15 protein-coding genes and 1 pseudogene are annotated in these 20,676 nt (G+C 53.5%); 11 read left to right on the top strand and 5 right to left on the bottom strand.

The window, feature by feature from the left end:
- Window positions 1–5 precede the first annotated feature (5 nt).
- On the top strand, window positions 6–1,424 hold the full coding sequence (locus AC07VO_RS01690; RefSeq protein ID WP_018925937.1) for an aldehyde dehydrogenase family protein: 1,419 nt from the start codon (window positions 6–8) through the stop codon (window positions 1,422–1,424).
- Between the two features lie 76 nt (window positions 1,425–1,500).
- On the opposite strand, the gene AC07VO_RS01685 is transcribed toward AC07VO_RS01690, so the two are convergent.
- The 3 genes and pseudogenes from AC07VO_RS01685 to AC07VO_RS01675 all read right to left on the bottom strand — a co-directional run bounded on the left by AC07VO_RS01685 (window position 1,501) and on the right by AC07VO_RS01675 (window position 5,057).
- Window positions 1,501–2,367, bottom strand: a complete 867-nt coding sequence (locus tag AC07VO_RS01685) for a patatin-like phospholipase family protein (protein WP_086944291.1) — start codon at window positions 2,365–2,367, stop codon at window positions 1,501–1,503.
- A 555-nt stretch (window positions 2,368–2,922) separates the two neighbouring features.
- On the bottom strand, window positions 2,923–4,476 hold the full coding sequence (locus tag AC07VO_RS01680; protein ID WP_225609190.1) for a sensor domain-containing diguanylate cyclase: 1,554 nt from the start codon (window positions 4,474–4,476) through the stop codon (window positions 2,923–2,925).
- A gap of 102 nt (window positions 4,477–4,578) precedes the next feature.
- Window positions 4,579–5,057 (bottom strand): annotated as a pseudogene (locus AC07VO_RS01675) (hypothetical protein).
- Window positions 5,058–5,475: 418 nt separating this feature from the next.
- Between AC07VO_RS01675 and AC07VO_RS01670 the strand changes: the two are divergent.
- The 4 genes from AC07VO_RS01670 to AC07VO_RS01655 all read left to right on the top strand — a co-directional run bounded on the left by AC07VO_RS01670 (window position 5,476) and on the right by AC07VO_RS01655 (window position 10,793).
- Complete coding sequence (locus AC07VO_RS01670) at window positions 5,476–6,393, top strand: ketopantoate reductase family protein (RefSeq protein ID WP_192350510.1); 918 nt, start codon at window positions 5,476–5,478, stop codon at window positions 6,391–6,393.
- Between the two features lie 700 nt (window positions 6,394–7,093).
- Window positions 7,094–7,813, top strand: a complete 720-nt coding sequence (locus tag AC07VO_RS01665) for a helix-turn-helix transcriptional regulator (RefSeq protein WP_018925932.1) — start codon at window positions 7,094–7,096, stop codon at window positions 7,811–7,813.
- 98 nt (window positions 7,814–7,911) lie between these two features.
- Window positions 7,912–9,423 (top strand): indoleacetamide hydrolase, encoded by a 1,512-nt coding sequence (iaaH, locus tag AC07VO_RS01660; RefSeq protein WP_018925931.1) that lies wholly within the window; start codon window positions 7,912–7,914, stop codon window positions 9,421–9,423.
- A 68-nt stretch (window positions 9,424–9,491) separates the two neighbouring features.
- Window positions 9,492–10,793 (top strand): carbohydrate porin, encoded by a 1,302-nt coding sequence (locus AC07VO_RS01655; protein WP_192350508.1) that lies wholly within the window; start codon window positions 9,492–9,494, stop codon window positions 10,791–10,793.
- A gap of 67 nt (window positions 10,794–10,860) precedes the next feature.
- On the opposite strand, the gene AC07VO_RS01650 is transcribed toward AC07VO_RS01655, so the two are convergent.
- Window positions 10,861–11,775 carry a LysR family transcriptional regulator gene (locus AC07VO_RS01650; RefSeq protein WP_495007466.1) on the bottom strand — a complete coding sequence of 305 codons (915 nt, stop codon included), beginning with the start codon at window positions 11,773–11,775 and terminating at the stop codon, window positions 10,861–10,863.
- 118 nt (window positions 11,776–11,893) lie between these two features.
- Here AC07VO_RS01650 and mdlC point away from each other — a divergent pair, with 118 nt between their 5' ends.
- The 5 genes from mdlC to AC07VO_RS01625 all read left to right on the top strand — a co-directional run bounded on the left by mdlC (window position 11,894) and on the right by AC07VO_RS01625 (window position 17,927).
- Entirely contained in the window at window positions 11,894–13,483 is a 1,590-nt protein-coding gene (gene mdlC / locus AC07VO_RS01645; RefSeq protein WP_192350725.1) for a benzoylformate decarboxylase, read from the top strand.
- 63 nt (window positions 13,484–13,546) lie between these two features.
- A complete protein-coding gene (locus AC07VO_RS01640) occupies window positions 13,547–14,881 on the top strand; it encodes an MFS transporter (RefSeq protein ID WP_192350504.1) in 1,335 nt (444 codons plus the stop codon).
- 50 nt (window positions 14,882–14,931) lie between these two features.
- Complete coding sequence (locus AC07VO_RS01635) at window positions 14,932–16,392, top strand: aldehyde dehydrogenase family protein (protein WP_192350722.1); 1,461 nt, start codon at window positions 14,932–14,934, stop codon at window positions 16,390–16,392.
- Window positions 16,393–16,510: 118 nt separating this feature from the next.
- Window positions 16,511–17,788 carry an OprD family porin gene (locus AC07VO_RS01630; RefSeq protein WP_018925925.1) on the top strand — a complete coding sequence of 426 codons (1,278 nt, stop codon included), beginning with the start codon at window positions 16,511–16,513 and terminating at the stop codon, window positions 17,786–17,788.
- Window positions 17,789–17,804: 16 nt separating this feature from the next.
- The gene (locus AC07VO_RS01625) at window positions 17,805–17,927 is read left to right on the top strand and encodes a ketopantoate reductase C-terminal domain-containing protein (RefSeq protein WP_167331178.1); all 123 of its coding nucleotides are present in this window, start codon (window positions 17,805–17,807) and stop codon (window positions 17,925–17,927) included.
- Window positions 17,928–17,990: 63 nt separating this feature from the next.
- Here the strand turns inward: AC07VO_RS01625 and AC07VO_RS01620 are convergent, their stop codons facing one another.
- Window positions 17,991–18,947 carry an AraC-like ligand-binding domain-containing protein gene (locus tag AC07VO_RS01620; protein WP_081626502.1) on the bottom strand — a complete coding sequence of 319 codons (957 nt, stop codon included), beginning with the start codon at window positions 18,945–18,947 and terminating at the stop codon, window positions 17,991–17,993.
- Between the two features lie 386 nt (window positions 18,948–19,333).
- On the opposite strand from AC07VO_RS01620, the gene AC07VO_RS01615 reads away from it, so the two are divergent.
- A complete protein-coding gene (locus tag AC07VO_RS01615; protein WP_192350502.1) occupies window positions 19,334–20,671 on the top strand; it encodes a carbohydrate porin in 1,338 nt (445 codons plus the stop codon).
- Window positions 20,672–20,676 lie beyond the last annotated feature (5 nt).

Genomic DNA, 20,676 nt, shown 5'->3' with positions numbered 1-20,676 from the left:
TAGTCATGAGCGTATCCAGCATGGCCAGTATCCAGCTTGTTGAAGCCAAACAGATTGATGTGTTCAGTCCATTCGATGGTCGCTTGGTGGGCAGTGTCCCTTGCCTCGATGCCGCCGCAGTTCCTGGCTTGCTGGAACGTGCGCGAATTGGCGTGCGTGAGAGTGCGGCAATGCCTCGTCACCTGCGTGCACGCATCCTTGAGGAGGCGGCCCGGCGTGTAGAGCTTGAGGCTGAAGCGTTTGCCAAACTCATTGTTGCAGAGGCGGGGAAGACGCTGCGACAAGCAGAGAAGGAAGTGAAGCGTTGTGTGAATACGCTGAAGCTTTCGGCGGAAGAGGCTCGTCGTAACGCCGGGGAAGTGATTCCATTTGAGGCATATGAAGGCTCCGAATCGCGCCAGGGCTGGTTCACTCGGGAACCGTTGGGGCTTATCGTCGCGATCACCCCCTACAACGATCCGCTGAACCTGGTCGCCCATAAACTTGGCCCGGCCATCGCCGGTGGTAATGCTGTGATCCTGAAGCCCTCAGAGCTCGCACCGTTGTCTGCTCTCAAGCTGGTTGAGTGCCTGGTGGAAGCGGGTCTGCCTCCGTCTGTGGTAACCCCGGCGACCGGTGGCGTCGATCTGGGTAAAGCATTGGTGGAGGTTCGTGAAGTTCGGATGATTTCCTTTACGGGCGGTTTTGCCACAGGTGAGGCCATCGCTCGTAGTGCAGGGTTGAAGAAGCTAGCGATGGATCTGGGAGGAAATGCCCCGGTTCTCGTGCTTGAAGATTGCGATATCGAACCGACTGTTGAGTCCTGTGTGTCTGGCGCCTTTTGGGCAGCAGGGCAGAATTGCATCGGCACTCAACGCATCCTTGTACATAGTTCAATTTATGAGGACTTCCGTGAGCGGTTTGTCAGCCAAACGCGTGCCTTGGTAGTGGGTGATCCTGACCAGCGAGCAACGGATGTAGGCCCGATGATTACAGAACAGGCGGCCCGTCGTACCGAACAGTTGGTGAATGAAGCACTGGCCGAGGGGGCCGTTCTTCTGTGTGGGCACCATCGCGAAGTGGGAAGCTATGCGCCGACCGTGCTGGAGCGTGTAAGCCATAACAGTCGTATCTGGCAGCAGGAAGTCTTCGCGCCGGTTGTCATCCTGGAGCCTTTTGACCAGTTGGATGATGCTGTTGCTCTGGCCAACGCTCCGGAGTACAGCTTGCATGCGGGACTCTTCACACGTGATCTTTCCAAGGCCTTGAAATTGGCGCGGCAAATTCAAGCCGGTGGCGTGATGATCAATGACTCTTCCGATTATCGTTTTGATGCCATGCCTTTCGGTGGCTTCAAGTACGGAAGTCTGGGGCGAGAAGGTGTCCGGTTTGCCTATGAGGACATGACGCAGCCTAAAGTGGTCTGCATCAATGAAATGGGTTGAGCCATCAAAGTAGCTAATTACCGTCGACCGTTACATCGGGTGAAGTTGCTCGTCCAGTGACACCCGATGTTTTTTCTCAATGCTCATGAGCATGTGAATGGATGGTCAGGGCACCCGGTACCTTGGTGCGTTCGAGCCCCCCATGTTCCAGCCACCGGAGGGTCTGCTCATAGGCACGCTGCAGCAAAGACTCGGTCTGGTCGAAGTTGAACACCGAGACATCCACAGGACACAAGGGCGGGACGATGTGCAGGCTGGTGAGCGTGCGGAAGTGTTCGATGTCGCTCACCAGTTGGCGCATGCTCATCAGATTGACGGTGTGCAAGGCCAAGGCGACCAGGCCTCGGGGCGGTTGTGTCAGGGCGCAACTCACCCCGGTGGGGATGACCACGACGTTGCTGGCTCCCAAGGCTACGGCAGTCGAAATAGGTGTATTGCTTGCCACGCCGCCGTCAACCAGGAACCGATCAGCGATCTGTACGCAGGGGAACACCAGTGGGATGGCAGCGCTGGCCAGTAACGCCTGCTCAAGTTCACCACTGGACAAAACCGTCTCGGCGCCACTGAGCAGGTCGGTGGTGACGATGTGCAGGGGCAGCGCCGCATCCTCAATGCGATGAATGGGCAGTGCCTGACCCAGCAATCGGTGCAAGGCCGCCGGCTGCAACAGAAAACCACGCCGTTTGAGCAGTCCTCTACAGGTGTCGAGCCAGGAGAGGGGAAAGATGTCCGTTTTACTCAGCCCACGCCAGAATCCGGCGAGCGCCTCGACGCCATCGGAATCGGGCCTTGCGGCAAAGTAGGCACCGTTGATTGCGCCTACCGAAGCGCCAACCACCATGTCGAATCGAACATTGGCCTCGACCAAGGCCCGCAACATCCCCACCTGGACCGCACCCAAGCTGCCGCCGCCAGCGAATACGATTGCGGTTCTGGTCGCCATGGTCGAAGTCTCGGCGTGGAAATGTATCGAATGAGTGTAGCTGGTGGGGTGGTGATGCTTTGGGCGGCTCGCCATATGCTCGAGCCGTCGTAAGCTTGTAGTTCCGGACGATGCCGAATCCCACGGGATCAATGCGTAACGGAGCGTACTTCTACTGCGAGACTTCAGGCAGAACTGGACGATATCGTTCTGGCCGTTCCCAACCTATCGGACGCTAGCGTACCAATCGGCTCCGATGAGGATGGGTGCTCAAACCCTACATGGGCGGTGTCGATATCATTCGTTAAATGCCTATAGGCCTCAGGGGCTGGCATAGTTGATGAGTATCACTGTCTTGAGAAAAGCAGGGGGCCAGCGCTCAGCTAGTCGGCGCTGTGAACGTTTCCGTGATCAATCTTGGACTTCGGAGTTTGGAAGGTGCGTTCCCGGTACTGTTACAACACAGCTTCCGAACGCCAGGCCAGACATTTTCTTAATGTATGGCAATGGGTACGTCATGTGGTTTTGTGGCGGGGACTGACAATCTTGTGTAGTGACAACTCGATAGTCAGTTTGTTACGGATTCGCAAGTTGGACTTGATCACGACCACTTGATTTAGCACTGTACATAGCGGTATCGGCACGCCGAATGAAGGCGTCAAACGATTCCGATGGAACCCACGTTGCAACGCCGAAGCTACAAGTAACCTCTCCTGCCTCGTCAAATGGGAGGGCGCTTATCAGCACTCTAAGCTTTTCTGCCAGCCGGCTCGTATCGTTCGATTCGCTGTCCGGGCAGATCAATGCGAACTCTTCTCCGCCCGTTCGGCACAGCAAATCGGTATTGCGTGTTGCCGAACGTATTCGTGCGCACAACGACTTAAGAACGTTATCACCACACTGATGCCCCCAGCGGTCGTTGATGCATTTGAAGTGATCGACGTCGAACAGGATCAGCGATAGAGGCTTGTCGTGCTCGTCAGCCTCGATGAGCAGGCGCTCCATCAAATCTTCGAAATACCGGCGGTTATAGACACCGGTCAGGTGATCGGTAATGTTCAATAAACGCAAGTCTTGCGTGCGCTCATCAACCAGCGAGAGGGCGCGGGCGCGCTGTGTGATCAGCAAGTACACCATCAAGGTCAGCAGCAGCGTCAATCCTACTCCGAATACTGCAATCAAACTGACGGACAGGACGTTGCTGTTGGCGACCAGAAAAGTTGAGCTGGGCCGAAACTGCATCAGGTAATTCTGGTCGGCCACTTTCAACAGCCGTTGTGCGTACAGCTCTGACGGGGCAGCGGGGGCCTGGCTCTGATAAATGGTTTCCCCTTGATGCTGCGTGTCGAAAAGTGAAAGTCTCACGTTCAGCCGTTGCAGACTGGGTGATGGAATGCCTTGTTCCATCAAAGACGCCAGGCGTACGGTGGAGACAACGAAACCCTGCAAACCATCATCTTTAGATGGAACCTTAAGGTAGTCCTGGAATACGGGTGCGACGAAGAAAATCCCGGACTGCCCATTAGTCATTTTCAATGGTTCCGACACGACTATTTGATGTGTTTCTCTCGCCTTGCTCATCAAGACCTGGCGACCCGGGCGAGCCATGACATCCATGCCAGGAACGATCTTCACGTCATCGAGCTTCAATAGGTAGAGCAATATCCAGTGTTCCGGCCTGCTGGAGAGGGGGATTTTTTCGCCGGTGACTGGATTAATTTCATGATATGAAAAATCACTTGTACCGTTGAGGAGCGCCTTCGCGCGAAACGACTGTAGATCCTTCTCAAGAATCCTCGGTACCCAGCTATAGGCTTCGTCCTCTCCAACTAGAGGTGTGACGAATCCCAGAAACTCCTTTTCAGTGACATCGTCGGCATTGATAAAGAAACGCTTCACAACGTCTAGTTTTAAGACCTGCGTATTAAAGCGTCGTTGCAGGCGACTGAATCGTTCGTCGACCTCCAGTTGGAACGCAACGTTGACGGTGCGCTGCTCTGACCCAACGAAAAGAATCAGTACCAAGACCGTGACGGCGACACCAGCTAGGAACACCAGAGCGCAGAGGCTCACATCTGATGCTTTGAATGCGTTCTGACGAGAAGACATCATTTCCTGTTCCTTGCTCATCGCCAAAATCGACGCGCGGTCATCTAGTATTCTTTCGAATTATCGGCACTTCCGACGACATCTTTATAGGCTATGCGACCCGGATACCTATCTACTCAATCTTCAGGTTTGCGTACGTAGCCAAGCTTCCACTTTTTGCAATCTGCCAATCTCGAGAAGCTTTGACTTTGCTAGATCTAAAACCTCAAGCAGTCGCTATTTTTTCTATTCGGGAGGGAAACCAATCATCAATTTCAACGCTGCAGTGTATGGACTCGCTCAATGCCCATCTCACGATCATGTCCGCTGCAGCCCTTTAGTGATCCGCCATGTACAGACGTCGTCCTTCAACAGCCCAGCCACGGCCAACTAGCTGATCAGTGAAGTCTGATGCCCAGGTCGCCAAAGTAGTCGGTGGTGTCAGGATAATGGATGCCTGCCAATGATACGTTGGCCACGCCGGATTCCCGATCAAAATATGAAAGGAAATGCCACCCACCCGTGGTGCTTCCTGGATGTGGGAAATTGATGGCGGCTTTCCCTGTAATGTAGTTTTCGCGGGAGGCGCGTTTGAGGTCAAAATCAAAGAGCGGCTGCATCATGGGAGCTTTTTACGCCGCGCTAGACCCTGCTCGATGTGGCCAGCGCGGGCGAAAATTGTGGCGTCTTCTACACGTAACCCACAATTTCAGGTGTGATTGCTAGACTGCATAGACTCCAGTGATAACCTGTTGATGCCCCCAGTCACCTTACCTGGCACACAAAAAGATTCTGCTCGACGCGACATCGATTGCTTGATTCGAACCGTTAGTTGCGAGCGCGCCACCTCGCAATCCTCAAAGCGCGTCTGACCAATCCATATGCATATCTTTATCCTCTTCATCGTGCAGGTCAGCAGTCAGCACAACTGATGTGAATGTCACCAACATAGAAGGCGTTTATCTTGAGTAGGCTTGGTATCTATTTGTGTGATTGCTGGCCCTTTTTCTACAGTTACCAGCTATTAGTCGAGGATTAATCATGAAAATCGCAATTGTCGGCGCTGGTGCAATGGGAGGGCTTTTTGGTGCGCGCCTAGCGCTGAGTGGGCAAGAGGTCTCCTTTGTTGAAGCCTCTGAAGCCACTATCGCGGCCATCCAGCGCAAGGGCCTGCAGCTCGTGACGCCTTCGGCAACGGAGCGCGTGATGGTGCCTATTGGGCGGGCGAAGGATTTCGCTGGAACCTTCGATCTGGTAGTTATTTTTACTAAGGGCTTTCACACGGATATTGCTATTGAGTCGGTGCGACATCTTGTCGGGCCTACGACCTGGGCGCTATCTGTTCAAAATGGCTTGGGCAACGCCGAGCTGATCTCCAAAGTCGTACCTGCAGAGCGCATTATTGTGGGTATGACCAATCTGCCTGCTGATCTGGTTGAACCAGGTGTCGTCCACAGCCATGGTGATGGCCATATAAATCTTTGGCCATGGAATGGTGAGGATAAGTCGGTAGCACGGGATATCGCAGAGACCTTCCAGCAAGCCGGGTTACCGTGTCGGGCCGACCCAGAGGTTCAAATTGCCATCTGGGAGAAGGTAGCTTTCAACGCTGCCTTGAACTCGGTCTGCGCGATTACACGCCAAACCGTGGGAGGCGTTGGGGATTCTGAGCATGGTAGGAGTTTGACCGCAGGTGTTATCCGAGAAACGGTAGAGGTCGCGAATGCTCTCGGAGTGGATGCTCAAGCCAGTCGGGTAGAGCATGCCGTTAATCACGCCTTTGCCAATCATCATCAGCACAAGCCGTCGATGTTGCAGGATGTCGAGGCAAAGCGAAAAACTGAAATCGACTTCATCAATGGCGCCGTTGTTGAGCGAGCCAACGAGCAAGGGATCGACACCCCTGTGCTTTCATCGCTGCACAGCTTGGTCAAGCTCATTGAGGGCGCGTATCTCTGAATAGTGGTAAATCATCACCTCGAGAAGATCGGAAGGTAAAGCACTGACCCGCCGTGGCGCCATAAATATCGCCATATCAAATCAGGTCACTCCAGGCTCACCTAGAGTGGCTTGAGTTTGTTCGAAGAACCAGCTGAGGCCAGTTGATTGAATGCTTCTGGAGTGCCAGTGAAGGGTGCCTTCAAACGCTGGTACATGGAAAAGTGTGGAAGCCTGAGCTTGATTCGACGCTTGGCACCGAGCTTTTGGAGTACGTCTTCGGCCATTCCATGCCCCGATGTTCTTGTGACTAGGACATGAGGTTCCGCAAGGAAGTTTTCCATCGACAAATCATCTTGAATCCGAGGGTGACCTGCGTCTAGCAGGCAAACATAGCGTTCGCTCACAAGTCTCTTGGAGGCTAGTCTTGGGCCGCTGATGACCCGGCTACAGATTCAGTCATGCCCCTAATGTCTTTACGATACTCACCGTGAATATTCGACCCATCTAGTAGAGGTACCAACCAATCTGGTACCTGGCAGAGAGTACCTCGGACGGATTTTTTATCTGAACAGGTTCACTATCTCGAGTGCTCTAGCACCTGCCTCTGAACGACTTTTAGCGATAGATACCAGTATTTTTGAGGCGTTTAACAGAACAAACCACCGAATTCAGGCCCGGAAATTGCTCGGAGACTCGCGTGAAAACCGGGAGCATGCCTATGCATATCAATCAAATGGACATGACGAATTCTGAGCTTGGCCTTTTTGCTCAGATCGTCTGGCGACTCCGCACGGGTGGTGCGGGGGATGAAGTTCGTCAGCAGGTGCTCGGTGATGTTACCCAGCTGCTTCGATCTGACTTCGGAGCCTCTTACCTCTGGGATAGCTCAAGGGGGCGATCCACGCGTTGCGCTGCAGTCAATATTGATGCACGTATGCTGCGGCAATACGATGAGCAGATTCACATGCACGATACCGTAACACCGGTGTTAAGAGCCCAGCGGCAAGCTGCTTGTGTGGATGATGTTATCAGTCGGCCTACCTTGGAGCGCAGTGAGCATTACGCCGAGTTCCTCAGACCGTGTGGGATGCACCATGGAGTGAACGTTTTCTTCTTCAACCAGGGACGGGATGTGGGGGATCTACGCATATGGCGCAGCGCTGACCAACCTGCGTTTGGCCCCAGGGAGCTCACTCTGCTGAACGCCCTCACACCGTACTTCCAGCACGCGCTCTCGGTTGAGCTGCCTCTAAATGGTGCCCTGAGTCCGCGAGAGCGTGCTGTTGTCGAGCTCGTAGCGGCCGGGCGCAGTGACAAGGAGATCGCGCGCCTCATGTCCATTGGCTTCACAACGGTACGTACCCATCTAAAAAACGCCATGGCCAAGACCAATTCGAGCAATCGAACCGAGCTCGCCATGCGGGTGGGAATACACTAAACCTCCTCATTAATGAGGATGTTTGCCGGATATTTCCATGTGCGTAAATGAATCATCGAGACCTGCAGTGGGGATCGACTGATTCTCAAGGAATATCCGTGAAGACCAGACTCTCCTGCTTAGCGATTGGCCTTTTGGCAGCAAGCGCTGGCGCATCGGCGTCGAACGTACCGAAAGACTTCTACTTGATGAGTGCTGAGCAGATGGCACAAGCCATCTGCGAAAAGAAGGTTTCCAGTGAATCGGTTGTCAGCTATTGGCTGGCCCGTATTGAAACGCATCCTGAGCTTAATGCCTTCATTTCTATAGACCCAAAGAGAGCCTTGGGCGAAGCTCGTGCTGCAGACGCGCGCCTCGCTAAGGGTGAGCAGTGCCTTCCCTTGGGCGGCGTCCCTATAGCAATCAAGGACAACATTCAGGTCGTTGGTTTCACGAACACAGCAGGCACGCCAGCTCTCGCTAATTTCTTTCCGAAAGCCAATGCGCCGATTATCGATAGGCTCCAGGCCGCAGGCGCCATTGTGGTCGGCAAGACCAATATGCATGAGCTCGCGTTTGGCGCTACCGGCTACAACACCGCCTTTCATCTTCCACAGCTGGTCGGTGTGCGCAATGCCTTTGACAACTCTCGCATTGCCGGTGGTTCGTCGTCAGGGAGTGCCGCCGCTCTGGGGGCTCGCTTGATTCCAATCGCTATGGGGACAGATACAGGTGGCTCTAGCCGTGAGCCTTGCGCGCTAAATGGCTGTGTTGGTTTTCGCCCAACGGTTGGTCGATATAGCGGTGTAGGCATCACACCCATTTCGACCAGTCGCGATACGGCAGGCCCAATGGCCAATACTGTTGGAGATGTCGTGCTGCTGGATTCGATTCTTAGCGGTGTCTCGCCTCTGAAGCCAATACCGGCCCACCAAATTCGACTGGGCATTCCAGATTTTTTCTGGGCAGATCTGGAGCCGGAAGTCTCGACACAGGCCAAAGCCGCGGTAGAGAAGCTCCGCAGTTCAGGAGTTGAGGTCGTCTCAGTCAGCATGCCGGGTATCGGTCAATTGGCATCAGCTGTGGCAACGCCAGTCGCGATCATGGAAGCGCGCAAGGCCCTGACTGATTACCTGAAATCACAATCCACCGGAGTGTCATTCGAAACCCTGGCCGCCAAAATTTCGAGTCCCGACGTCCAAGGTATTTTCTCGGCCATGGTCGTGCCTGGTAATGTCCCAGGGGCTGATGGAAAGATGATTCCTGGCGGCCCGGCTTATGCGCAAGCGATCAAGACGGGTGTCCCAGCCTTGCTAGCTCTCTATCAGAAGACATTCGCGGACAACAAGCTCGATGCTCTTCTGTTCCCCACGGTTCCAGAGGTGGCAATCAAGACCGGCCCTGACGCCGGAACGCCTCAAAAATTTGGTCGGATTATTCGAAACACCGACCCGAGCAGCAACGTGAGGATGCCGGGTCTCAGTATTCCCGTAGGTGTTGGGAAAGAGTCCGGACTTCCTATAGGTATGGAGATTGACGGATTGCCTGGAACGGACGACCAACTTCTGGCAATCGGTCGCACGCTTGAGTCGATCTGGGGGCCGGGCCCACTTTCGCCCATCGCACGCTGATCGGCCGTTCTTACCTTAAGCGCAGCTGCACTGGTTGCGCGAATAAAAACCTTTCTCGGATTAAATGAATGAACGCGATCCCACTCGTCGCAGGTACTTCTGCGCGCCGATTTTATGTAACCGCTGTTGTGGCTTTGGGTAGTATGGCGAGCTCGGCATGGGCCGATTCGGCGCCCACAGACAGTAGTCCAGTCAAGGCGCACCTGATCGTTACCGATCTGATGCTGGAGAACCTTAACACTGGCCCTCGTCCCCATACATTCGCCAACGCTGGCGCAATTTTCGCCGGCGCCGATTTTGACATGTCCAAGCTCATGGGGTTGCCAGGCGGCACGTTCCAGTTTGAATACACATTTTTCCCGTGGATGCGCAATGAAGGTCAGCCAACTGCTGGCGCCTGGCAAGGAGCCACAGGTAGCGCGCTAGGTGGCGCACCTATGCATAACGACATCGACAAGGGATATCTGTCGAAGTTTGAATATCGGCAAATGCTGTTGGATAACCATCTTGAGCTCGACGTTGGCCGTAGCAATGCTAAGCAGCATTTCTACATGATGAACTGCGAGAACTGGGTTACCTGCAATGACCCCATCATTGAAAACACCACCGGAATATTGCCTTACCCATACGGAAGCTGGGGCGGTTACTCGCGTTACTCATTCGACAACGGTCAGTACATACATGCTGGCGCTTTCGAGTCCAATCCTGCCCATTACATCAAACGCACCAAGGGTTGGAACTGGGATCCGGGTGACGCGAGTGGTATCACTTGGTTGGCAGGCGTTGGTGCTCAAAAAAGCTTCGCGCAGACGCCCTTGGCCTATCACTACGAGCTTAATGGTTTTTACAATACCTCCGAACAGACAGACATATTGGATGGCTCGACCCGGCGTGGTAGCAGCGGCTTAATCTACCGCTTTATGCAAACGCTATCTCGCGAAGGCGGTTCCTCTGCCGGAAACCCAGACAAAGCGTGGCAAGTATTCGGCGCGTGGACTTGGAGTGCTGACGATCTGCAGCCTTTCGAACACTTCGTGGAAGCAGGTATAACTCGCGTTGGCCCATTCGGGCGCCCTCAGGATTCAGTCAGCTTGAAAGCGAGCTACCTGCGTTTGGGGGACAAGCAAGTTCAATATCAGCACGATCAGCGACTGCTGGCCACCGGTGTTGACCAAGGAATGTCAAAAGGAGAGTCGCGAGTAGAGCTCAATATGGTGTGGCAGGCGACGCCTTATCTGGCACTTCAGCCAAGCGTGCAGTACGTGTTCAACCCCAGCAACTTCTACAATCCACAGGCCGAGGTCAGCAGCGATGGAGCCGTCGTCGGATTGCAGATAGTTTATAACTTGGGCGCTCAACTCGGCCTTTAAGTGCTCGCCTTGGGCGATGATCAGATCTCAGCCGCTCGGGGTCGGACATCGACAGCAGCTTGATCCGTCAGGCCACGCCGGGCTCGCCTAGCGTGGCCTGAATTTGTTCGAAGAACCAGTTAAGCCCCGTTGATTGAGTGCTCCGGGAGTGCCAGTGGAGCGTCACTTCGAAGGACGGTACATCGAAGGGCAGTTCAAGCATTTTAAGCGGCTTGGCCAGTGGCATTTCACAAAAGCTGTCCGCGATCTGGGACGGCAGAATCACCAGCAATTCTGTGCCCGGTATTACCTTTGGAAGGACTGAAAAGTGAGGAATCCTGAGCTTGATCCTTCGCTTGACCCCGAGTTTTTGAAGCACGTCTTCGGCCATGCCATGCCCCGATGTCCTTGTGACCAAGACGTGCGGCTCTACGAGAAACTGTTCCATTGTCAGCTCTGAACCAATCCGAGGATGATCCGCGTCCATCAAGCAAACGTATCGCTCGCTGACGAGCTTCTTGAATGCAAGCCCAGATCCGCTGATGACCCGGCTGCAGATGGCCGCGTCGATGTGACCGTCGTTCAACCATGTCCCCACCTGGTCGATCTCTAGCGGAATGATCTCAAGCTCGATATTGGGCGCCAGGATATTTAGCTGACCCATGAGCTTGGGCAGCAACGCCATCTCCCCCAAGTCAGAAAGCGCTAGTCGAAATTGCCTGCTTGAGTGGGCAGGCTCAAACCTTCTTGCCTCAGCCACTGACTCCTCAATACAGCGTGCAGCCTGCTTGAAACCAACGTATAGCTGAGACGCAAGCCTTGTGGGCTGCATTCCTTGGCTATTGCGTATGAACAACGGGTCGTCGAATTGCTCACGTAGTTTCCCCAGGCTGTAGCTGATTGACGGCTGGGTGACAAACAGCCGCTCGGCGGTAGTCGTCAGGCTCTGCGTTTCGTAAAGCGTGACGAAGGTGGTGATCAAATTTAGATCGAAATGAGCCATCCGTAGACCTTTATGAAAATAAGTGGTGTCTATGTGGTAGTCATAAAATATTGATTTGATCGATTTTAATCGAATTTTTACAGTAGGAGCAATCGGACACACCCTGGAATATGACCCAATGAAAACAATTCACTCTGCCGCTTATGCGCTTTTGCGTCGCCATGGCATGACCACCATCTTTGGTAACCCTGGATCCAACGAGCTTCCTTTTCTGAAGGACTTTCCGGAGGATTTCCAGTATGTCCTCGGTCTTCATGAAGGCGCTGTGGTGGGGATGGCGGACGGCTATGCTCTCGCAAGCGGTAAGCCTGCTTTCGTAAACCTCCATGCAGCAGCAGGTACGGGCAATGGCATGGGGGCTCTCACCAATTCGTGGTATTCACACAGCCCGTTGGTGATCACGGCAGGTCAACAGGTGCGTTCGATGATTGGTGTCGAAGCAATGCTGGCCAATGTGGATGCATCACAGCTACCCAAACCACTGGTCAAGTGGAGCTATGAACCTGCAACGGCTCAGGATGTGCCTCGGGCTCTTAGCCAGGCGATCCACATTGCTAATACTTCTCCCAAGGCTCCGGTGTATCTGTCTATTCCATACGACGACTGGGAGAAACCATCTCCGCTCGGTGTGGAGCATCTTCTTGAGAGAGAAGTCCAGACTGCGGGTGCTCCTGATGCGCGGCAGCTGGCAGCTTTGACCAAGCACTTGAATGAGGCCAACAACCCTGTTCTCGTTCTCGGCCCTGATGTGGATGCTACCCGCTCCAACGATTACGCCGTCGCCTTGGCCGATAAACTGAAACTGCCTGTCTGGGTTGCTCCATCGGCATCACGTTGCCCGTTCCCAACTCGCCATCCTAGCTTCCGTGGAGTTTTGCCTGCTGCCATCGCAGGGATCAGTAAGACGCTTGCTGGCCACGACCTGATCATCGTCATCGGCGCGCCGGTTTTCCGCTATCACCAGTTCGCACCAGGCGTGTATCTACCGGCAGGAGCTCGGCTCTTGCACATCACGTCAGATCCTCAGGAAGCAGCTCGCGCTCCTATGGGGGACGCCTTGATCGGCGATATTGCAGAGACTCTACGCGTACTGGCAGAGGGCGTTGAGGAGAAGGCAAAGTCCTATCCAGCATCTCTACCAGCGTTGACAGATGTACAAGATGAACCTCATCACTTGCGCCCGGAAACGCTGTTCGACGTCCTCGACGCGGTCGCTCCGCCAGATGCTATCTACGTCAAGGAATCGACTTCCACCACGACCGCGTTCTGGCAGCGAATGAACATGCGTCACCCTGGTAGCTACTACTTCCCCGCAGCAGGTGGATTGGGCTTCGGTCTGCCAGCAGCGGTGGGCGTTCAACTGGCCCAGCCCGATAGGCGCGTGGTCGCTTTGATTGGCGATGGCTCTGCGAACTACGGAATTACTGCGTTGTGGACGGCTGCGCAGTATCACATCCCAGTCGTGTTCATCATCCTCAAAAATGGCACCTATGGTGCGCTGCGCTGGTTCGCGGGCGTCCTGAATGTTGAGGAAGCGCCTGGTTTGGACGTCCCTGGTTTGGACTTCTGCGCTATCGCAAAAGGGTATGGAGTCAAGGCGGTACATACCGACACTCGCGATAGTTTCGAGGCCGCCCTTCGCGCTGCTCTCGACTCTACCGAACCTACTTTGATCGAGGTGCCCACTGTGACGATCCAGCCTCATTGATGAGTGCCAAGGGCCTTGTGCCTCCTAGTAAGTCCCCGAATAACAAAAACAAGAGACCAAATTATGACTCAAAGAAATGCTACAGAAATTGCGGGCTCAGCTCCGTTGGGCAGGTTCCACTACGGCCTGTTGTTTTGGTGCTCGTTCATCATGCTGTTCGATGGCTATGATCTCGTCATCTACGGATCTGTGGTTCCCCGCTTGATGGAACAGTGGTCTATCCCGCCAGTCCAAGCGGGATGGATGGGGAGTGCAGCTCTATTCGGAATGATGTTCGGCGCAATCGCTATCGGCCCGCTTGCAGACCGAATGGGGCGACGCAAGATCATCCTCGGAGCGATCACTCTCGCGAGCATTAGCGCTTTCGCAAATGCATTCGCCTGGGATGTACCCAGCTTCGCGGCTTTGAGATTTTTTACCGGTGTCGGCCTCGGCGGTGCCATTCCAAACATCGTTGCCCTGATGAGCGACTTGTCCCCCACAACTCGTCGTAGCACTCTGACTACGATCATGCTCAGCTTTTACTCCATCGGTGCAATGATTTCGGCGTTGGTGGCCATGCTGGTGATACCCAAATTTGGATGGGAGGCAACATTCTTCATCGGCGGACTGCCACTGCTTTGCATGCCTTGGATGTACCGTTATCTCCCTGAGTCTTTGCCCTATCTGCTGGCGAAAAATCAACGTGCAGCAGGGGCACTTCTCAAGCGTATCGTTCCCGATATAGATACTGCTTTTGTCCGATTTGAACCAGCTGTACGAACCTCAACATCCACACCTCTTTCCCGACTGTTCAAAGAGGGGAGAGGCGTGGGTACCGTCTTTCTCTGGCTAGGTTTCGGCATGTGCCTTCTGATGGTTTACGGCCTCAATACCTGGTTGCCGAAAATAATGGTCGCAGGGGGCTACCCACTTGGCTCCAGTCTCATGTTTCTGGTGACGTTGAATCTTGGCGCTACGGTGGGCGCTCTTGGGGGTGGCTGGCTGGCTGATCGCTGGGGCTGTAAACCTACGTTGATTCTTTTTTTTGCATTGGCGGTCGTTTCGCTTTGCATCCTCGGCATCAAGCCGGGCCCGGTAACGCTCAACATAATGTTATTGATTGCCGGTGCTACCACCATCGGAACTCTTGCTGTAATTCATGCCTTTGCCGCTCAGCAGTATCCGAGTGATATCCGTTCCACGGCTGTCAGTTGGTGTTCAGCCATAGGTCGTTTCGGAGGCGTCGCAGGCCCCGCTTTGGGGGGGCTTATGCTCAGCCTGAACTTACCGCTCCAACTGAATTTTATCTTCTGCGCCATACCAGGACTGATCGCGATTTTTGCTATCGCCATGGTCAAGCGGCGATCTGCGCATTCGAATGAGATGGAATCCCAGCCGATTGACGCGCATTCCTGATCTTCAACTCACACCGTCCAAGGAGACATCACTTGAGCCAAGCCAACCGTATGCCTTACCAAGAAATGCATCTGCTGCCGATTGCAGGAGAGTGGCGTAAGGGCAGCGCCAGGAACGTGCTTAACGTTACTGATCCGTTCACCGGTGACACCCTGTTAGAAATCGTCCAGGCTGATCGCGAAGACCTCAATCAGGCCTATATCTCTGCCGAGAACGCTCAGGCAGCTTGGGCCAATATGGGCCCGGGACAACGGTCGGCGATACTCTTGAAAGCGGTGCAAATCTTCGACGAACGCCGTGAAGAAATTATCGACTGGATCATCAAGGAGTCCGGTAGCACACGAATCAAGGCACAGATCGAGTGGGGGGCGGCTCGCGGCATCACTCAAGAGTCGGCGTCATTTCCTGCTCGTGTTCACGGTCGGATCCTACCTTCCAATGTGCCGGGTAAGGAAAATCGCGTTTATCGTGAACCGCTCGGCGTGGTTGGGGTGATCAGCCCTTGGAACTTCCCGTTTCACCTGACTCAACGTTCTGTCGCGCCGGCACTGGCATTGGGCAATGCTGTCGTGATCAAGCCAGCGAGCGATACTCCGGTCACCGGTGGGTTGCTCGCTGCCAGGATTTTCGAGGAAGCAGGAGTGCCCAAGGGCGTCATCAGTGTATTGGTGGGCTCTGGCGCTCAGATCGGCGATGCATTCGTGGAGCATCCGATCCCCAAATTCATCTCGTTCACAGGCTCGACGCCGGTCGGGCTGAACATTGGGCGCATTGCCAGTGGTGGCAAGTATCTCAAGCATGTGGCACTGGAGCTGGGTGGCAATAGCCCATTCGTGGTGCTGGCTGATGCTGATCTCGATCAAGCGGTCGCAGCGGCTGTCATGGGCAAGTTTTTGCACCAAGGACAGATCTGCATGGCCATCAACCGGATCATCGTGGAAGACGCCCTGTATGACCGGTTCGTAGAACTCTACGCGGAGAAGGTCAGAGCGCTGAAGGTTGGTAATCCCAGTGATGCTGACACGGTGATTGGCCCCATTATCAATCGTAAACAGCTCGAGGGATTGTTGAACAAGGTTTCTCGGGCCAAAGAAGAAGGTGCGAGAACCGTCGTTGAAGGGGAGGTTCGCGGGAATCTACTTCCACCACACGTTTTCGCCGACGTTACCGCTGATATGGAAATTGCGCGAGAAGAGATTTTCGGCCCGCTCGTTGGCATCCAGCGTGCTCGCGATGAGGCCCATGCTTTGCTGCTGGCTAATGACAGTGAATATGGGCTCTCCAGCGCGGTGTTCACCAAAGACCTCGAACGAGGTGCTCGCTTTGCTCGTCAGATCAAGGCCGGCATGACGCATGTCAACGATATTCCCGTGAATGACGAGGCGCACGCACCATTTGGGGGAGAGAAAAACTCCGGGCTTGGTAGGTTTAATGGTGAGTGGGCGATTGAAGAGTTCACCACTGACCATTGGGTAAGTGTGCAAATGACGCCTCGGTCTTACCCTTTCTAAGTGCTAGTGCACTACTTGCTATATAAAGTTTAGCTTTTTACAAAAATTGTATCCGCTGCCTTTATTTATAAGGGCGGCGGCCTGCTATCGCCTCCAAAAAAAATAAAAAGGTAAATTTATGCAGACTCTCTCCAAGACAAAATGTGGTGTACTTGCTGTCACTTGCTTGTCCTGTGTGCAACCGTTATCTGCTAGAGCGGACTTTCTCGAAGATAGCAAGGTCACATTAGGTCTGCGTAATGCTTATATTGACCGTGACTTCAAACAAAGCGATGCGCCTAAATCTAGGGTCGGCAGTTGGACTCAGGGTTTCGATTTGCGTTTCATCTCTGGGTATACCGAGGGGCCAGTTCAGTTTGGCTTTGATACCAGCGCTCAATGGGCGTATCGATTAGATGGCGGCGGCGGTAGAGGGCCCGATAGTGTCATACCCTACGACGCCAGCCGAGGTGAACAGGTCAGGGAATATGGGCGTTCGAATGCCACGGCAAAAATACGTGTTTCCAAAACAGAGCTAAAGCTCGGTGAGCTACGTCCCACTCTGCCAGTTGCCTATATTGACGATTCGCGCCAGCTCATCACCACTTATCAGGGTGCACTGCTGGAGTCTAAAGAGTGGGAAGGCCTTACTCTCACCGGCGGGCGTATCACTGAAATTGCTGCACGCGAATCGTCCAGTCATGAAAAAATCTATTTGATGAATGGCCCTGACATCAAACGCCGTAGCGATGGGCTGAACTTTGCAGGGGCTACTTACCAGTTCACGCCTGGACTTTCAGGAACCTATTTCTATGGGCAGCTGGAAGACATTTACAAACAGCACTATCTTGGGCTTACAGATGTTTTTGATCTGGGTGGCGGTTACGCGTTGAAAACTGACTTGCGCTATTATCAAAATAGCGAGGATGGAGACGCGCTCTACGGGAAAATTGACAATAAAACCTATGGTGCCATGACTACCCTGAAAAAGGCAGGTCATGCATTCGGGATTGGCTATCAACGTATGCTTGGCGAATCAGCGTTCCCGCTTTTCAATGGATATGCCCCACAACCCTATCTCGTCAACTGGTCAACACTCGGATTCTTCAAGCCCAATGAGAGCTCTTGGCAACTCAGGTATGACTACGATTTTGCTGCTATGGGTGCTCCGGGGCTGAAGCTGATGACTCGCTATATGCGGGGTACCGGAATTGATCGAGGTAGCAATGCCTTGGACAAGAATGTCGAGAGCGAAAGCAACCTGGTGTTGAGCTATGTCATCCAAAGTGGCCTCTTCAAAAACGTCGGCTTTGAGTGGCGTCACATCGAGGTCAAAACCCGCTTCGGTAGCGGCTCATTGTCTGGCCCGGACTACGATGAGAATCGTCTGATCACTACTTATACCTACCAATTTTAGAAGGCAGCCATGCACATTGCGCCAGACTGAAAATGAACTTATAGCGGGCGCAATTGTGGAGAAAGGGCAGGCCGCTGGTGTTCACGTTCCTGTTACTCAGTGCCTCCATGCTCTGATAGGCATGAAAGAGCTGTCGTGAAAAAGCGGCAGAGTGCTTCGTCCTAGTCGAAGCATGATGGAGTTACGTGGCCCCTGGATCATCTTATCCAGTCATGTGTTGCTTACGGAACTCCTTGGGAGTCATTCCAGTTTCGCGTTTGAATGCACGGCTGAAGTGCGTGCAATTGCTGAACCCCCAATCAAATGCGATATCACCAATATTCTTTTCTTTCAAAACAGGACTCTTCAGGTCGCGTTGACATAGCTGAAGCCGTTGACTCCAGATCCACTGAGAAAGTGGCTGATCTTCTTTTTCAAAAATCCGATATAGAGAACTCACCGACATCTTAAGATCTAAAGCAATCCTCTCGATATTCAGGCTCGGGTCTCTCAGGTTCTGAAGTATGTAACTCTTTACCCTGGATAGATGAAAGGTCTGAAGTTTAGATACTTCGCCTTGTTGAGCCTGAGGTAAGGACTGCAAACCTCCAACTACCAACTCAATCAAAGCGTTGGCTATCGGATCCAGCACAGTTGTTGCCATCTCAGCCCTGCTTTCTGCCAGAGAGCGCAGCATGCCGCCCAGCAAAATGCTAGGGCTTGATTTGGCGCTTATTGTCAATCCGCATAGGCGATCAGGGCTGCTCACGTGAGCGCTAAGAAGGCTGCGAGGAATTCTAAGGATATACTTGCTGAAGTTTTCGCAGTATCCCATTTCAAATGGCCGAGTGCTGTCGTAGAGAACGAAGTCTCCAGCGCTCTGTTGGGATTCTTTATCACTCTGTCTCAAAAAACCCTGTCCGGAAATTTGATAGCTGACCATAAAATAGTCAGCGTCAGAGTTGCGGACTAAACGAGCGCTTCGGGTCACCTGATGCGGACTGGCCGTCATGGCCATTAAGTCTACTGGCCCCACGGACGCATGTTGCAGATCCGCACTAAAGGACGTCCCCGCGCCGGCAACGCACTCCAGAGGCATAAACATTTTTCCAATTGTTTCCCTCCAAAAAGGTAGGCGGTCACCTTCGGGTATTGCTCTTGTTGAGAGTGTGGTGTGCATGTTGAGTGTCCTGCGCTGGCTGCTTGCCTAAAAGCAAGCAAATAGGGTGCCTCTCCCAAAGAGATTCATCGATTTGAGATCCACAGCCCAGTAATGGTGGAAGCGGAGTACAGGAAGGCATTCGTTTCGCTTTCTCGCCACCGAAACTCGCCTCATTTCAGGGCGTGACGTCGACTTTCACGCTCGCCTGATGACGCGCTCCAGCTTAAGAAATAGAGGCAACTTCCTCAGGAAGTGGAGGGCAGCGGTTTACTCCAGTGGCCTGCGATAGTTCTCAACGCAGACAGCTTGGCGCCGCTATCAAGATTTTTCTGCCCCCACACATATACACGAAGCAAGTAGGAGCCTGGCGAGCTCCTTTGCGCTCGACAAAAGGAGCACTCGAATTGAAGAAACGTATAGCAGCTGGTGGTTTAGCCCTCGTAGGGTCAATCAGCATCCCCGCCCTAGCTGCTGAGCCTTTAGCTTCAGACTCGCCATGGCTGACTGGTGATTGGTCGGGGAAACGCAATGAGCTTAGTGAGCAAGGGTTCACCTTTGGGCTGTTCTACGTAAATGAACTGGCTACGAACGTGAGAGGTGGTTATGACCAAAAGACAGCTTTGGAAACAAGTGATCAGACCACAGCCCTGTTTAACTACGATTTGAGTAAAAAGCTCGGTGTGGATGGAGAATTCAGCCTCGTCGTAACTAATCGAAACAACCATGAGTTACTTACAAACACTCGCGTGAACGACCCTCGCACGGGTTCACTTCCCAATCTCTCGCAAGAAGTGTGGGGCTTTGGCTCTGTGACGCGCTTGACCCGACTCACCTACCAGCAAAACTTCTTCGACAAACAGTTGAGCCTTAGGGTTGGGAAAATGACACCGACGGAAGAGTTTTTTCCGTCCACCTGTGAGTTTCAAAGTCTTGTCAACTGCGGCACCGTCCCTGGCATAAGCAACATTTGGTACGGATGGCCAATCAGTACGTGGGCGGCTACGACTACCTGGCACATGACGCCGGATTGGTACGTAAAGTTTGGCGTCTACCAGCAGAACCCCCAGACCACCACCAATGACAGAGCTATTTCCCTCAGTGATCGTGGTACTGAAGGGCAAATCTACCCGGTGCTGCTCGGCTGGCGCCCTTATTGGGGAGAGCGAAAGTTAGCGGGTAATTATTTCATTGGCGCCTATTACAGCAACGTAGACGCACCCGATGTTGCAGCAGGTGCTGCCGGCGGGATGGAGGCATCTAATCCATCTGCTGGATTCAAGACTCGCCATGGTAAGCGGGCGGCTTGGGCTTTCTTTGAACAGCAACTGACGGGGCCTGGCGGAGACAGTAAGCAAGGCCTGCGCGCTTTTGTTAACGCCGAGATCAATGACAAGGAAACTTCTGTCCTGCATTACGGCTACGGCGCCGGTCTTTACTACAACGGCCTTTTCGACAATCGCCCGGATGACATGCTTGGATTTGCCAGTACGGCAATCAAGATCAACAAAGATTGGACACGAAATCGAGATCTTACTAACCAGTTGGCAGGCGTCGATGACTACGACGATCCCCGTTATCTCCCGCTAGGCGACACCGAAGTTTCGACTGAGTTGTTCTATCGCTACCAAGCCACGAGGTGGCTCTACCTCCAGCCAAATATCCAGTATTACCACGCTCCAGGTGGTGTGGACAAAGTGCCGGATGCGACGGTGCTTGGCCTGCGATTCAACATCAGCTTCTAAAGGAC

Source organism: Pseudomonas sp. GW821-FHT03E01 (assembly GCF_059420765.1).
The sequence above is the reverse complement of the archived record's forward strand: the minus strand, read 5'-3'. Positions and strand labels throughout refer to the sequence as shown.

Bases quoted from the DNA above. Each gene is read 5' to 3' on its own strand.
- mdlC (WP_192350725.1), top strand. From the start codon at position 11,894: ATGAAAACAATTCACTCTGCCGCTTATGCGCTTTTGCGTCGCCATGGC.
- AC07VO_RS01665 (WP_018925932.1), top strand. From the start codon at position 7,094: ATGCATATCAATCAAATGGACATGACGAATTCTGAGCTTGGCCTTTTT.
- AC07VO_RS01655 (WP_192350508.1), top strand. From the start codon at position 9,492: ATGAACGCGATCCCACTCGTCGCAGGTACTTCTGCGCGCCGATTTTAT.
- AC07VO_RS01690 (WP_018925937.1), top strand. From the start codon at position 6: ATGAGCGTATCCAGCATGGCCAGTATCCAGCTTGTTGAAGCCAAACAG.
- AC07VO_RS01650 (WP_495007466.1), bottom strand. From the start codon at position 11,775: ATGGCTCATTTCGATCTAAATTTGATCACCACCTTCGTCACGCTTTAC.
- AC07VO_RS01630 (WP_018925925.1), top strand. From the start codon at position 16,511: ATGCAGACTCTCTCCAAGACAAAATGTGGTGTACTTGCTGTCACTTGC.
- AC07VO_RS01670 (WP_192350510.1), top strand. From the start codon at position 5,476: ATGAAAATCGCAATTGTCGGCGCTGGTGCAATGGGAGGGCTTTTTGGT.
- AC07VO_RS01685 (WP_086944291.1), bottom strand. From the start codon at position 2,367: ATGGCGACCAGAACCGCAATCGTATTCGCTGGCGGCGGCAGCTTGGGT.
- AC07VO_RS01635 (WP_192350722.1), top strand. From the start codon at position 14,932: ATGCCTTACCAAGAAATGCATCTGCTGCCGATTGCAGGAGAGTGGCGT.
- AC07VO_RS01620 (WP_081626502.1), bottom strand. From the start codon at position 18,947: ATGCACACCACACTCTCAACAAGAGCAATACCCGAAGGTGACCGCCTA.
- AC07VO_RS01680 (WP_225609190.1), bottom strand. From the start codon at position 4,476: ATGAGCAAGGAACAGGAAATGATGTCTTCTCGTCAGAACGCATTCAAA.
- AC07VO_RS01640 (WP_192350504.1), top strand. From the start codon at position 13,547: ATGACTCAAAGAAATGCTACAGAAATTGCGGGCTCAGCTCCGTTGGGC.